Origin of the sequence: Polynucleobacter sp., from assembly GCF_044342855.1 — a bacterium.
Taxonomy (GTDB): Bacteria; Pseudomonadota; Gammaproteobacteria; order Burkholderiales; family Burkholderiaceae; genus Polynucleobacter.
Window position 1 is genome coordinate 17641 of record NZ_JBIIPA010000016.1, and the last position, 13471, is coordinate 31111.

Consider the following 13471-nt stretch of genomic DNA (forward strand, 5'->3'; position numbering starts at 1 on the left):
AGCATTCGAGAATTAATCTTCTACGAAAGCCTCTTCACGGGTTTTCTTAACCGCTGGTAGAGCCACGATCACAACCAAGAGGGCTGCTGCGATGAGCAATCCTAAGGAGAGTGGGCGGGTTACGAAGGTTGTGAAATCACCGCGTGACAACAATAGGGCGCGACGGAAGTTCTCTTCCATCATTGGCCCAAGCACGAAGCCGAGCAGCAATGGAGGCGGTTCGCAACCGAGTTTGAAGAATAAGTAACCAATCAAGCCAAAGCCTGCAGTTACATAGACATCAAATACGGTGTTGTTTACGGTGTAAACACCGATACAGCAGAACACCAGAATCGCTGGGTAGAGGAAGCGATAAGGAATCTTCAAGAGCTTTACCCAAATACCAATAAGTGGCAAGTTCAAGAGAATCAACATCACGTTACCAATCCACATGGATGCGATCAGACCCCAGAACAAAGCTGGGTTGCTGGTCATCACTTGTGGGCCTGGCTGAATGTTATGAATCGTCATTGCACCAACCATCAAAGCCATCACCGCATTTGGTGGAATACCCAAAGTGAGTAATGGGATGAAAGAGGTTTGGGCTGCAGCATTGTTTGCTGCTTCAGGGCCTGCTACACCCTCAATCGCACCTTTACCAAACTCATGGCTGTACTTAGAGGATTTCTTTTCAACTGAGTAAGCACCAAACGCTGCTAAAGCCGCACCACCGCCTGGCAGAATTCCCAGGATCGAACCGATAGTGGTGCCACGCAAGATTGAAGGAATCATTCGCTTCACATCAGTCTTGGTTGGGATCATGCTGGTAAGTTTATTGAGGAAGCCCTCGTCATCACCAGTTTTTTCAAGGTTGCCCATGATTTCTGCAAAACCAAACACGCCCATTGCAACGGCTACGAAGCCAATACCGTCACTCAATTCAGGGATGTCAAATGCATAGCGGGATACGCCTGAGTTCACGTCGGTACCAATCAAGCCCATCAAAAGGCCCAAGATGATCATGCCGATCGCCTTGATCAAAGAGCCTGAGGCCAGAACGACCGCACCAATTAACCCCAAAACCATTAGGGAGAAGTATTCGGCAGGACCAAACTTAAAGGCTAGCTGAGAGAGTGGGGCAGCAAAAGCAGCCAAAACCAATGTAGCAACGCAACCAGCAAAGAATGAGCCCATGCCGGCAGTAAAGAGGGCTACGCCCGCTCGACCATTTCTAGCCATTTGGTAGCCATCAATCGCCGTAACCACCGAGGACGTTTCCCCTGGGATATTGAGCAAAATTGCAGTTGTAGAGCCGCCGTACTGGGAGCCGTAATAAATACCAGCCAACATGATCAAAGCAGCGATTGGGGGCAATGCATAGGTCGCTGGCAACAACATCGCAATTGTTGCGATCGGGCCTAGGCCTGGCAAAACACCAATCAAGGTGCCTAAAATACAGCCGATAAGGCAATAGAGCAGGTTTTGTAAAGTAAAGGCGGTATCAAAACCGAGGGCTAAGTTAGCAAATAAATCCATCTTTCAGAGTCCCGGTTCGTTATTGTTGTAGGAATACAGGCAGGAGTGGGAACTGAAGCTTGAGACCCACAACAAACACTGAATAGGTAAAGATCACCAAGAAGCCTGCATTGAGCAAGGAGCCTTTCCATGTGAACTCTTTGCTGGCGCTGGCAGAAACTAGTACCAGGACCACCATAGCCACCAAGAAGCCCATGCGTGGCAATAAAAAACCGTAGAGCACTACAGAACCTGTAATTTGCGCAATGATCTTCCAGTTGAACTTGGGGATGGACTCAATTGCAGCTTTAGCGCCCATGGACTTAACGAGTACTAAAAGTCCTAACAAGGTCATCAGAATGCCGAGATAGAAGGGGAAGTAACCTGGCCCCATTTTGGCGGCAGTGCCCATTGGGTACTGCGTGGCTATCACTGTAAAGAATATGCCGATAACCATGTACATGATTCCAGCGCCAAAATCCCGTTGATTGCGAATTTTCAAGTTGAACTCCTTATATCGACGTAAGCGCCGATCTATTTATTGATGTTACAGGATTGTAAGGCAGTATTGAGGGGGGTTTGCCCCTGACTAGTGCCAATGCGATAATTATTCGCATGAAAGTCTCCCAAATTCGCCAGGCATACCTGGACTACTTCGCCCAAAAAGGCCACCAAATTGTCCCTTCCAGCCCTGTGGTGCCTGGAGACGACCCAACCCTGTTATTTACCAATGCAGGGATGAACCAGTTTAAGGACGTCTTTTTAGGTTTTGATAAGCGCCCCTATAACCGCGCTACAAGCGCCCAGAAATGTATTCGTGCTGGCGGCAAACACAATGACTTGGATAACGTCGGCTACACAGCCCGTCATCACACCTTCTTTGAAATGCTGGGTAACTTCTCCTTTGGGGATTACTTTAAGAAGGATGCTATTCAGTTTGCCTGGGGCTTATTGACAGAAGTATTCAAACTGCCGGAAGAAAAGCTGCTCGTTACCGTCTATGCGGAAGACGATGAGGCTTATGAGATTTGGAATAGGCAAATCGGCGTTCCAGCAGAGCGCATTATTCGCATCGGCGATAACAAGGGTGCTCGTTACGCTTCAGATAATTTCTGGATGATGGGTGATACGGGCCCATGCGGTCCTTGTACTGAAATCTTCTACGACCATGGTCCTCACATTGCGGGTGGCCCTCCGGGAAGTCCTGATGAAGATGGTGATCGCTATATCGAAATTTGGAATAACGTATTCATGCAGTTCAATCGCGATGAAGCGGGCAATATGCATCCATTGCCTAAGCCTAGCGTGGATACCGGCATGGGTCTTGAGCGTATCGCCGCAGTTCTGCAGCATGTGCACTCTAACTATGAGATCGATCTCTTTGTTAATTTACTCAAAGCAGCGAAAGAAGCTGTTGATGCGGCCGGTGGTGAGAATTGCGATCCAACAAGTCCGTCACTTAAAGTCATTGCAGACCATATTCGTGCATGTAGTTTTATTGTGGTGGACGGTGTCATTCCTGGTAATGCTGGTCGTGGATATGTCCTACGTCGCATCACACGCCGTGCAATTCGTCATGGCTATAAATTAGGTGCACGCAAATCGTTCTTCTATCAACTCGTGCCTGCTCTTGTAAAAGAGATGGGTCAAGCTTATCCAGAGTTGCAGGCAGCAAAAGATAAAGTCAGTGAAGTGATTAAGCGGGAAGAAGAACGCTTCTTTCAGACGATTGCCAATGGCATGGAAATTTTGGAGGGCGCGCTTGCTGGTGGCGCCAAGACGGTTGATGGTGAAACCGCTTTCCGTTTGCACGACACCTTTGGTTTCCCATTGGATTTGACTGCGGATGTGTGCCGCGAGCGCGATGTCACGGTTGATGCTGAAGGCTTTGATTTAGCTATGCAAAAGCAGCGCGATCAAGCAAGAGCTGCTGGTAAGTTCAAGGTGGCTCAAGGCTTAGAGTATTCCGACAAACCAACTCAGTTCCACGGCTACGACACCTTGAAACATGAAGGCGCCAAAGTAACCGCGCTCTATGTTGATGGCTCTGCTGTGCAGTCTGTCAAAGCTGGTGATGCTGCAGTGATCGTTTTAGATAACTCTCCTTTCTATGCCGAGTCTGGTGGGCAGGTTGGCGATAAGGGCGAGTTACGCAACGAAGCAGTGCGTTTTGCAGTTGAAGATACTTTCAAGATTCAGGCGGATGTTTTTGGGCATCAAGGTGAAGTGCAAGAGGGCGAACTCAAGGTAGGTGATGCAATCAGCGCCTTAGTGGATATCGAGCAAAGAACTGAAACGATGCGTAACCACAGTGCTACACATATTTTGCATAAGGCATTGCGTGAAGTATTGGGCGACCATGTGCAGCAAAAAGGATCTTTGGTTGATGCGAGCAAAACTCGCTTTGACTTTACTCACAACGCACCTATCACTGCACAAGAAATTCGTCGGATAGAAGATATTGTGAATGCCGAGATTTTGGCTAATACTGCTACTTCCGGAAAAGTCATGTCTTTGGATGACGCACAAAAAACTGGTGCCATGATGCTCTTTGGTGAGAAGTATGGTGACGAGGTGCGCGTGCTTGAAATCGGTAGCTCTAAAGAGTTATGCGGTGGAACCCACGTTGGACGTACGGGCGACATCGGTGGCTTGAAGATTGTTTCTGAGGGCGGTGTTGCAGCTGGGATCCGTCGCGTTGAGGCAGTCACTGGTAGAAACGCATTGAACTTCTTTCAAGGCTTAGAGGACAAGATTAACGAGGCAGCGACGATTCTCAAAACCCATCCAGGTGATTTGGTGAATCGTGTTGCCCAGTTGCAAGAGAGTTTGCGTCAGGCTGAGCGTGAGTTGGATAAAGTGAATTCCAAACTGGCTGCTAGCCAAGGTGATGAATTGGCTACACAAGCAATCGATGTCAACGGGCTAAAAGTATTGGCGGCGCGCTTAGATGGTGCTGATGCGCAAGTTCTACGCGAAACCATGGATGCCTTGAAAGCGAAGTTGAAAACAGCTGCCATTGTCTTGGCTTCTGTGCAGGGCGATAAGGTGAGTTTGATTGCTGGTGTGACTGCAGATTCGATTGCTAAAGTAAAGGCAGGCGACTTGGTGAACTTTGTGGCTCAGCAAGTGGGTGGTAAAGGTGGCGGCAAGCCAGAGATGGCGATGGCTGGCGGTACAGACCCAAGCAAGCTGGGCGCGGCCTTAGCTGGTGTGAAAGATTGGGTGGCCTCTAAGTGAGTGATGCTATCGAATTCAATCTCGAGGTAGATGCTATTGGCATGAACTGCCCACTCCCAATTTTGCGTACCAAGAAAGCTTTAGCCACAATGCAGTCTGGCGAAGTGCTGAAAGTGAAGGCAACGGATTCTGGTGCGGCACATGACTTTCCTGCGTTTGCAAAGCAGACTGGTAATGAACTGCTATCAAGCACTACAGAGGGTGATGTACTGGTTTTCTTCCTCAAGAGAAGATAAGTTGCGCTGGAACTCTCAGCACCAAAGAAAAAGGCAGAAAGTGATTTCTGCCTTTTTTGCTTTTCTCCTCTTGGAGATTCATTGTGAAGCCTAGGTTAAAGAGCGGCTCTTTAAATACGCTGCGAACTCAGCGCTCACCTCTGGGTGGCGCAAAGCAAATTCCACTGAAGCCTTGAGATAGCCTAGCTTGCTTCCGCAGTCATAGCGCACGCCATCGTATTCGTATGCAAATACAGGCTCTTCCTTGAGTAAGGCGGCAATAGCATCGGTGAGTTGGATCTCTCCACCGGCACCAGGCTTTACATTGCGAATATGATCAAAGATCTTAGATGAGAGTACATAGCGTCCTACCACCGCAAGATTGGAGGGGGCATCAGCTGGCTTTGGTTTTTCAACGATGCCATCGAGGCGGTAGATCCCTTTGCTGACCTCATTTCCTGAGACAACTCCATAGGAGCCGCTCCTGGAGGGATCAATTTTTTCAACAGCCAATACTGAGCCATCTTGCTCTTCATGAACTTTTAGCATTTGAGAAAGCACTGGAGGATATCCATCCAACAGATCGTCCGCCAAAATGATTGCAAAAGGTTCATCACCTACCAGCTTCTCGGCACATAAAACAGCATGCCCTAAGCCCAATGGTTCGGATTGTCGTATATATACGCAATCAACATTGTCTGGTTTGACGCTACGCACGAGATGCAGGAGTTCTTGCTTGTTTTTGGCTTCAAGGGCCGCCTCTAATTCGTAAGCCTTATCAAAGTGATCTTCAATTGCGCGTTTGCTGCGGCCGGTAACAAAAATTAATTCAGTAATGCCGGCGGCAATGGCTTCATCAACCGCATATTGGATGAGCGGTTTATCCACAACATTGAGCATCTCTTTCGGACTTGCTTTAGTGGCTGGCAAAAAACGTGTGCCAAATCCAGCAACCGGAAATACAGCCTTGGTTACCTTTTTGGATTTGAAATGTAATGTCATGGAGAATCCGTTCTTATTTAAGACGTTCTAATTGTGCAACAAGCTTCTCATGGTTTTGCTCAAAGCCGGCAAGACGCTGTTTCTCTTGGGCAACAACCTCTTCTGGAGCGCGAGCCACAAAGCTCTCATTGCCAAGCTTGCTGCGTGCTTTAGTGATTTCGTTGGCCAAACGTTCAATTTCTTTGCCCAGACGAATTCTCTCGGCTGCTATATCTACTTCAATTTTGAGTAATAGCTTGAGGTTGCCAACTAAGGCCATTGGTGCGCCTGGGGCGTCCCTCTCTAAAGCAGATTCGTCATCGTAGATTTTGACTTCAGATAACTTAGCCAATGCAGTTAAATATGGACTTGCCTTTTTCAAGAAGTCTTGCGGCCCACTAATCCAGAGGGGCACTTTGAGTGCGGGAGAGACTTGCATCTCGCCACGCAGATTACGGCAAGCGTCCACAATTGATTTAATTTGGGCAACCCAAGCTTCACTTTGCTCGTCAACCTTATCGAGTTGAGCAACAGGATATGGCTGCAGGGCAATCGTTTGCTTATCTTGCTTGGCCAACCCTTTACCTACTTTAGGTCCGACGGTTTGCCAGAGGGTTTCAGTGATGAACGGAATGAGCGGATGCGCCATGCGCAAGATAGTTTCTAAAACGCGAAGTAGCGTGCGACGAGTGGCGCGTTGCTGTGCAGGGGTACCAGTTTGCAACCGAACCTTTGCTAATTCCAGGTACCAATCGCAATACTCATCCCAAACAAATTGATAAATGCTGGTAGCGATATTGTCAAAGCGATAGTTCTGGAAGCCCTTGGCAACATCGGCCTCCGTTCTTTGTAATAAAGAAACAATCCATTTATCCGCCTCTGAAAAGTCGAGATAACCTTCTGGACCGCATTGGTTGTCACATGGCGCAAAGCCATTCTCTTCATCATTGCCGGGGCAGTTCATGAGAACAAAGCGGGTAGCGTTCCACAGCTTGTTGCAGAAGTTTCGATAGCCCTCGCAGCGTTTCTGGTCAAAGTTAATGTTGCGACCCAGTGATGCGAGTGAGGCAAAGGTAAAGCGCAGGGCATCCGTACCAAACGCAGGAATACCTTCCGGAAACTCTTTCTTGGTTTTCTTGCCAATACTTTCAGCTTGCTTTGGATTCATCAAGCCGGTAGTGCGCTTGGCAACTAAGTCTTCAATCTTGATGCCATCAATCAAATCAATTGGGTCCAAAGTATTTCCCTTGGACTTACTCATTTTCTGACCTTCCGCATCACGTACTAAACCGTGCACATACACGGTATTGAACGGAACCTTGCCGGTGAAGTGGCAAGTCATCATAACCATTCTGGCTACCCAAAAGAAAATAATGTCAAAGCCGGTTACCAGTACCGAGGATGGTAAGAAGTGATTGAGCGCAGGTGTTTCTTCTGGCCAACCTAATGAGCTAAATGGCACAAGTGCTGAGCTAAACCAAGTATCCAAGACGTCTGGATCGCGATTCAGTTGACCGTTGTAACCGGCAGCAACAGCCTTGGCTTTAGCTTCCCCTTCAGAGCGGGCTACAAAGATCTGACCATCATCGCCATACCAGGCTGGGATTTGATGGCCCCACCAGAGTTGACGAGAGATGCACCAGTCCTGAATGTTCTCTAGCCACTGCGTGTAAGTGCTAATCCAATTTTCTGGAACAAGCTTGATATCGCCTTTGGTAACGGCATCTAATGCAGCGCCAGCGATAGATGAGCCTGGTTGATATTTGTTATCAGGGCTTGGTTTGGATACTGCAACAAACCATTGGTCAGTGAGCATTGGCTCAATGATGGTTTGAGTGCGATCGCCGCGTGGCACCATCAATTTATGTGGCTGTACTTTTTCCAATAAACCGGCAGCATCTAAATCAGCAACGATTTGTTTGCGTGCAGCAAAACGCTCAAGTCCTTGATAAACAGCCGGTGCGTTTTCATTAATCTTGGCATCGAGTGTCAAAATATTAATGAGTGGCAATTGGTGGCGTTGTCCGACGGCATAGTCGTTGAAGTCGTGCGCAGGTGTCACTTTCACTACACCGGTACCAAAAGCTAAATCAACATAGTCGTCCCCAATAATCGGAATCTCGCGATTGCATAGCGGCAGTTGTACTGACTTACCAATGAGGTGTTTGTAGCGCTCGTCTTCTGGGTTGACCATGACGGCAACGTCACCCAATAAGGTCTCTGGGCGAGTGGTAGCAACGGTCAGGTGTCCGGAGCCATCTGCTAATGGATAGCGGATGTGCCACATTGAGCCATCTTCTTCTTCGCTCACTACTTCTAAATCGGAAACTGCAGTTCCTAAAACCGGATCCCAGTTCACTAAACGTTTGCCACGGTAAATTAAGCCTTGCTCATGTAAACGAACAAAAACTTCGACAACTGCTTTGGACATCTTGCTGTCCATTGTGAAATATTCTTTACCCCAATCAATCGAAGCGCCTAAGCGGCGAATCTGACGAGTGATGGTGTTGCCGGAAGTTTCTTTCCACTCCCAGACTTTTTCTAAGAACTTCTCGCGGCCTAAATCGTGACGAGAAACTTTCTGTGCATCGAGCTGGCGCTCAACAACAATTTGAGTGGCGATACCAGCATGGTCTGTGCCTGGAACCCATAGGGTATTTTTGCCAGACATGCGGGCATGACGCACCAAGCCATCCATGATGGTTTGGTTAAAGGCGTGACCCATGTGCAGGGTGCCGGTCACATTCGGTGGCGGCAACTGAATTGAGAAATCTCCCTTGCCCTCATCTAGGGTGGCGTCGGCAATGCCTCGGCGCTCCCATTCCGGACCCCAATAAGCTTCAATTGGGGCGGGTTCGTAGGATTTGGCTAGTTCGTCTAAGGAGCTAGCCGCTGATGAATTAGGGGTATTCGAAGCATTTGGCATATGAGGCAAATTATAATTGGGGCGATGTACTCAGACCTACTCGCAAACCTTAATCCAGAACAACGCGAGGCAGTGACCCTCCCGCCAGTAAATGAAAATGGCCAGGCCCAGTCAGCCCTGATTTTGGCTGGCGCTGGTAGCGGAAAGACCCGCGTCCTCACGACCCGTATAGCCTGGTTGATCCAAACGGGCCAGGTTTCGCCTATTGGTGTCTTGGCGGTGACCTTCACCAATAAGGCCGCTAAAGAGATGATGTTGCGCTTAAGTGCCATGTTGCCCATCAACACCCGGGGCATGTGGATTGGCACTTTCCATGGTCTTTGCAACCGTTTGCTGCGCGCACATCACAAAGAGGCGGGTTTACCGTCCACTTTTCAGATTCTGGACACCCAAGATCAGCTTTCTGCCATTAAGCGCCTTTTGAAGGGCTTAAAGGTCGATGACGAGAAGTACCCTCCTAAGCAGTTGCAATACTTTATTGCGCATGCCAAAGAGCGTGGTCAGCGCGCCAAAGAACTCTCTCTAGGGGACGACTTCCAGGCCAAGATGGCTCAGTTGTACGAAGCGTACGATGAGCAGTGCCAGCGTGAAGGTGTAGTCGACTTTGCCGAACTCTTGTTACGTAGCTATGAATTACTCAAACATAATGAAGCGATTCGCACGCACTACCAAGAACGCTTCCGCCATATCTTGATTGATGAGTTTCAAGATACCAATGCTTTGCAATACGCTTGGCTCAAATTACTCTCTGGCCATGATGCTAGTCGCGTTAATGTCAGCGGCATGGGAAGCAGTGCGGTATTCGCAGTGGGCGATGATGATCAAAGTATTTATGCTTTCCGTGGCGCAGATGTGGAGAATATGCGCCTCTATGAAAAGCAATATCACCCGTTGATGGTCAAGCTTGAGCAAAACTATCGCTCGCATGGCCACATCTTAGATACCGCAAACTATCTCATTTCCAACAACACGGATCGCCTTGGTAAAAACCTGCGCACCGATGCAGGTCATGGTGAGCCAGTCCGCATCTATGATGCACCGAGCGATCATGCAGAAGCCGCTTGGCTTGTAGATGAAATCAAAGCCTTGGTGAATAGCGGCATCAAGCGTACTGAAATTGCTTTGCTCTATAGAAGTAATGCCCAGTCACGCATCATTGAGCATGCCTTATTTTCTGCAGCGATTCCCTATCGTGTTTATGGTGGACTGCGCTTCTTCGAGCGCGCTGAAATTAAACACGCTTTAGCCTACCTCCGTCTTTTGGAAAATCCAAATGACGACACCTCTTTCTCACGCGTAGTGAATTTCCCAACACGCGGTATTGGGGCGAGATCGATTGAAGCTGTGCAGGATGCAGCGCGTGCGCAAAACGGTTCTTTGTATTTGGCCGCGTCCACATTGGATGGCAAAGCGGGCGCAGCTTTAGGTGGCTTTGTGCGCTTAGTAGATCACATGCGTGAAGCTACTCGCCACAATACTTTGCCGGAGACGGTGGAGTTCGTGATTCAACATAGCGGTTTGATTCAGCACTATCTCTCAGAGCGCGAAGGTCAAGACCGCGTAGAAAACTTACAAGAATTAATTAACGCGGCGACCGCATTTATTGCGGAAGAGGGTTATGGCCAAGATGCCACTGCAGCCACACTACCAGGCGAAAATGCCCCTGGTATAGTGGAGGTCTCACCATTGGCGGCATTCCTCTCGCACGCATCGCTTGAGGCTGGTGATAACCAGGCTCAGGCAGGTCAAGACGCCGTTCAGCTCATGACAGTGCACTCAGCTAAAGGCTTAGAGTTCACCTCCGTCTTTATTACAGGTTTGGAAGAGGGCTTGTTCCCACATGAGAACAGCATCAACGAACAGAATGGTTTAGAAGAAGAGCGACGTTTGATGTATGTTGCGATTACCCGCGCCAAGGAGCGTCTCTACCTCTCCCATACGCAATCACGGATGTTGCATGGCCAAGTGCGTTACAACATGCCATCTCGTTTCTTGGAAGAGTTGCCATCGGACTCGCTGAAATGGCTTACTCCAAAAGTAAAAGATGCTCGCTGGGGCGGTACTACTGGTGGAAATGGCGGGCGCTCAGGATCTACTTGGCAAGATGGTTACACCCGTCAGCGCGAGTTTGGATCGAATGACTTCTTTGATTCTGGCAATGAGCGTGAGCGACCTGCAAGACAAATTGGCCGCGTAGGCTCTGCCTCAACTTCCGTTACCCGAATGGCATCACCGCCACGCGGCAACTATCCATTTACTATCGGCCAGAATGTCTTTCATACCAAGTTTGGTGAGGGGCGCGTGACCGGCTTAGAGGGTAATGATGCGGATGCGCGTGCTCAAGTGAACTTCAAGCGCCATGGCGTCAAATGGTTACAGCTCAGTATTGCTAAGCTTGCAGCGATAGACTAAGCAACCGCCTAGGCAATTAAGGTTGCTGATTCTTTTTCAGCAAAGCAGGCTTTCCAAGTGGCAAAGAAGGAGCAATGCATTACTGTCAATCCCGCCATAGAAATGGGGGCGATGATGAATGAGGCAGCTTGACCTAAATCTAGTGCATCAAAAATAGAGCCAATCGTTAAGGGGATTGCAATTAATACCGCACCCCAAATGGCGATATACAAAAAGAATGCACCACGATTTGCCCAGCAAGCAATGGCGCTAGAAAAGAGCGCTTGCGCTACTGGCATATCAGCCCAAGCAACGAGTACGGGAGAGAACCACGTCAACATTGCTACCGGGATATATAGCAAGCCGCCAAAAAAAAGAATCAGATAAATCTGACGAACTACTTCTGGAGTGATGGGCTTATCGTTCGTCATGAGTGGAATGAGTAATTCAAAGTCCACTAACATGCTTAAGATAAAACTCAGGGCCAAAATGAGTGCCGCATATACCAAGCCTAATTGCAAAATGCGTTTACGAATTAATGGCGAGGATTGCAGGGCAATGACATATACCGACGGACGAATGCGTTCTTTTTGAATGGCTTGGCGGCACGCAGTCATAAAACCAACTGACAAAGTGGGCGTGAGTAATAAGACAGCAAAAACACCAATCACCGGTACGAGCACTGCTAGCTGCGCCACAAATACATACATGAATACCAACATCAAAAAACCCAGAGGGTTTTGTTTGAACAGCCAAATGCCTTGACGTATCCAGGTGTAACCTTCTTTTGGGGCGACAGAGTTTAGTTTCATATTGCTTTGCGGCTTAAGAGAATATTTTCAAAATGACGAGGATCATGTGGTGTGAGCATTTGCGCATCACGTGGCAAGTAAAAATCCCACAGACGTGAAATCCAGAAACGAAGGGCTGCAGCGCGAATCATGAGGGGCCAGCTCGCTTGTTCTTCCTTGCTGAGTGGGCGAACGGATTGATATGCATCCATTAGCGCTTTAAAGCAAGCGGGGTCTAAGTCTTGTTTGTTTTCAGCAAGGCACCAATCATTTGCGGTCACCGCCAAATCAAATAACCATTTATCTGTTCCGGCGAAATAAAAGTCGAAGAAGCCGCCAAGCTGGTCTTGAGAACTATCGCTCGCACCCTGGGGGTCAAACAGCACGTTATCTCTAAACAGGTCGCAATGGCTTGCCCCTTGTGGCAGTGATGCATAGGCTGCAGAGGCAAAGAATTGTTCTTGAGTGGCAAGCTCAGTTATGAGTAATTCTTTTTGCGCATCACTTAAATGCGACAAGACTTGCGGAACTGTTTTTTGCCACCAAGACAGGCTACGTAGATTTTCTTGAGTGCGTTTGAAGTCGCTACTGGCCAAATGCATCTTTGCCAAGTTTTCACCAACTAAGGCGCAATGCTTTGCTTCAGGCGCCAGTCTGGAAAGGCCTGGAAGCTTGCTCACAATCGCTGCGGGTTTGCCTTTGAGGGTAAATAGAATTTGCCCTTGTTTATTTTCAAGAGGCTTAGGTACTGCAATGCCTTTATCAGCCAAGTGGCGCATTAACTCTAAGTAGTAGGGAAGTTGCTCTGCTGATAGCCTTTCGAAAATAGTCATAACATATTCTTGTTTCTTGCCATCTTTTTCGGTATCAAGAAAGAAATTAGAGTTTTCAATACCACCATGAATTCCACGAATATCGCTAGCCTGCCCAATATCAAAATCATTTGAAATCCAAGCGGAGATATCGTTTAATTCAATGGGGGTGAAGACAGCCATGACTAAAGATTAAAAAGGAATGCTGATGCTCGGTATGCTGAGTAGTTCAGTTTCTTTTGGTACGCCAGGCATCACTGTTGCCGGCGGCGCCATTTCATAGCTGGTGTAGCGCGTCTTCACGTCCACTTGCGTTGGTGAATTGGCATCCTTGTATTCGGTAACTTCAGTACCAGTCACCTCTTTGTGCTGAAAGCTCGGTTTACGGCTTTCGGGCGCATTTGTCACTTGTGATGCGCTTACTGGGGGTGCTAAAGGCTGACTATTAATGCGCTGCAGCTCAGATGGGCTAAGCGCCTGAGAATTGCTCTGGGCGTGTACTGAATTTAGGCCAAAAGAGGCAAAAGCAAGCAAAAAGCTTGTTAGAACAAGGGCTTGGCTCACAGAAGAGTGGAGTAAGTTAGTTAGAGCATGCATCATTTTTCACCTTTTTAGGCCTCT

10 protein-coding genes are annotated in these 13471 nt (G+C 48.3%); 3 read left to right on the plus strand and 7 right to left on the minus strand.

Annotated elements, in window-relative coordinates; translation table 11 throughout:
- Nucleotides 1-12: 12 nt before the first annotated feature.
- Both ACIQZ3_RS06665 and ACIQZ3_RS06670 read right to left on the minus strand, forming a co-directional pair.
- Nucleotides 13-1515: a tripartite tricarboxylate transporter permease gene (locus tag ACIQZ3_RS06665; RefSeq protein ID WP_397391508.1), complete on the minus strand. Its 1503-nt coding sequence runs from the start codon at nt 1513-1515 to the stop codon at nt 13-15.
- A 19-nt stretch (nt 1516-1534) separates the two neighbouring features.
- Nucleotides 1535-1996 carry a tripartite tricarboxylate transporter TctB family protein gene (locus tag ACIQZ3_RS06670; RefSeq protein ID WP_397391510.1) on the minus strand — a complete coding sequence of 154 codons (462 nt, stop codon included), beginning with the start codon at nt 1994-1996 and terminating at the stop codon, nt 1535-1537.
- Between the two features lie 113 nt (nt 1997-2109).
- On the opposite strand from ACIQZ3_RS06670, the gene alaS reads away from it, so the two are divergent.
- Complete coding sequence (gene alaS / locus ACIQZ3_RS06675) at nt 2110-4734, plus strand: alanine--tRNA ligase (protein ID WP_397391512.1); 2625 nt, start codon at nt 2110-2112, stop codon at nt 4732-4734.
- Between the two features lie 8 nt (nt 4735-4742).
- Nucleotides 4743-4970: a sulfurtransferase TusA family protein gene (locus ACIQZ3_RS06680; protein WP_041485182.1), complete on the plus strand. Its 228-nt coding sequence runs from the start codon at nt 4743-4745 to the stop codon at nt 4968-4970.
- Between the two features lie 90 nt (nt 4971-5060).
- Here the strand turns inward: ACIQZ3_RS06680 and galU are convergent, their stop codons facing one another.
- Together galU and ACIQZ3_RS06690 are read right to left on the minus strand one after the other, a co-directional pair.
- Nucleotides 5061-5951: a UTP--glucose-1-phosphate uridylyltransferase GalU gene (gene galU / locus ACIQZ3_RS06685; RefSeq protein ID WP_397391514.1), complete on the minus strand. Its 891-nt coding sequence runs from the start codon at nt 5949-5951 to the stop codon at nt 5061-5063.
- 13 nt (nt 5952-5964) lie between these two features.
- A complete protein-coding gene (locus ACIQZ3_RS06690) occupies nt 5965-8856 on the minus strand; it encodes a valine--tRNA ligase (protein ID WP_397391516.1) in 2892 nt (963 codons plus the stop codon).
- A gap of 24 nt (nt 8857-8880) precedes the next feature.
- On the opposite strand from ACIQZ3_RS06690, the gene ACIQZ3_RS06695 reads away from it, so the two are divergent.
- A complete protein-coding gene (locus ACIQZ3_RS06695) occupies nt 8881-11268 on the plus strand; it encodes a UvrD-helicase domain-containing protein (RefSeq protein WP_397391554.1) in 2388 nt (795 codons plus the stop codon).
- A gap of 8 nt (nt 11269-11276) precedes the next feature.
- Here ACIQZ3_RS06695 and ACIQZ3_RS06700 read toward each other — a convergent pair whose 3' ends face one another.
- From ACIQZ3_RS06700 to ACIQZ3_RS06710, 3 genes are read right to left on the minus strand one after another with little or no spacing between them, the layout of a single operon-like run.
- Complete coding sequence (locus tag ACIQZ3_RS06700; RefSeq protein WP_397391518.1) at nt 11277-12059, minus strand: BPSS1780 family membrane protein; 783 nt, start codon at nt 12057-12059, stop codon at nt 11277-11279.
- The gene (locus ACIQZ3_RS06705) at nt 12056-13033 is read right to left on the minus strand and encodes a homoserine kinase (RefSeq protein WP_397391520.1); all 978 of its coding nucleotides are present in this window, start codon (nt 13031-13033) and stop codon (nt 12056-12058) included. Before ACIQZ3_RS06705 ends, ACIQZ3_RS06700 begins: the two co-directional genes overlap by 4 nt.
- Before the next feature lie 9 nt (nt 13034-13042).
- On the minus strand, nt 13043-13450 hold the full coding sequence (locus tag ACIQZ3_RS06710) for a hypothetical protein (protein ID WP_397391522.1): 408 nt from the start codon (nt 13448-13450) through the stop codon (nt 13043-13045).
- Nucleotides 13451-13471: the final 21 nt, after the last annotated feature.

Coding starts and splice junctions, on each gene's coding strand:
- ACIQZ3_RS06695 (WP_397391554.1), top strand. CDS start 8,881: ATGTACTCAGACCTACTCGCAAACCTTAATCCAGAACAACGCGAGGCA.
- alaS (WP_397391512.1), top strand. CDS start 2,110: ATGAAAGTCTCCCAAATTCGCCAGGCATACCTGGACTACTTCGCCCAA.
- ACIQZ3_RS06700 (WP_397391518.1), bottom strand. CDS start 12,059: ATGAAACTAAACTCTGTCGCCCCAAAAGAAGGTTACACCTGGATACGT.
- ACIQZ3_RS06690 (WP_397391516.1), bottom strand. CDS start 8,856: ATGCCAAATGCTTCGAATACCCCTAATTCATCAGCGGCTAGCTCCTTA.
- ACIQZ3_RS06705 (WP_397391520.1), bottom strand. CDS start 13,033: ATGGCTGTCTTCACCCCCATTGAATTAAACGATATCTCCGCTTGGATT.
- galU (WP_397391514.1), bottom strand. CDS start 5,951: ATGACATTACATTTCAAATCCAAAAAGGTAACCAAGGCTGTATTTCCG.
- ACIQZ3_RS06665 (WP_397391508.1), bottom strand. CDS start 1,515: ATGGATTTATTTGCTAACTTAGCCCTCGGTTTTGATACCGCCTTTACT.
- ACIQZ3_RS06710 (WP_397391522.1), bottom strand. CDS start 13,450: ATGATGCATGCTCTAACTAACTTACTCCACTCTTCTGTGAGCCAAGCC.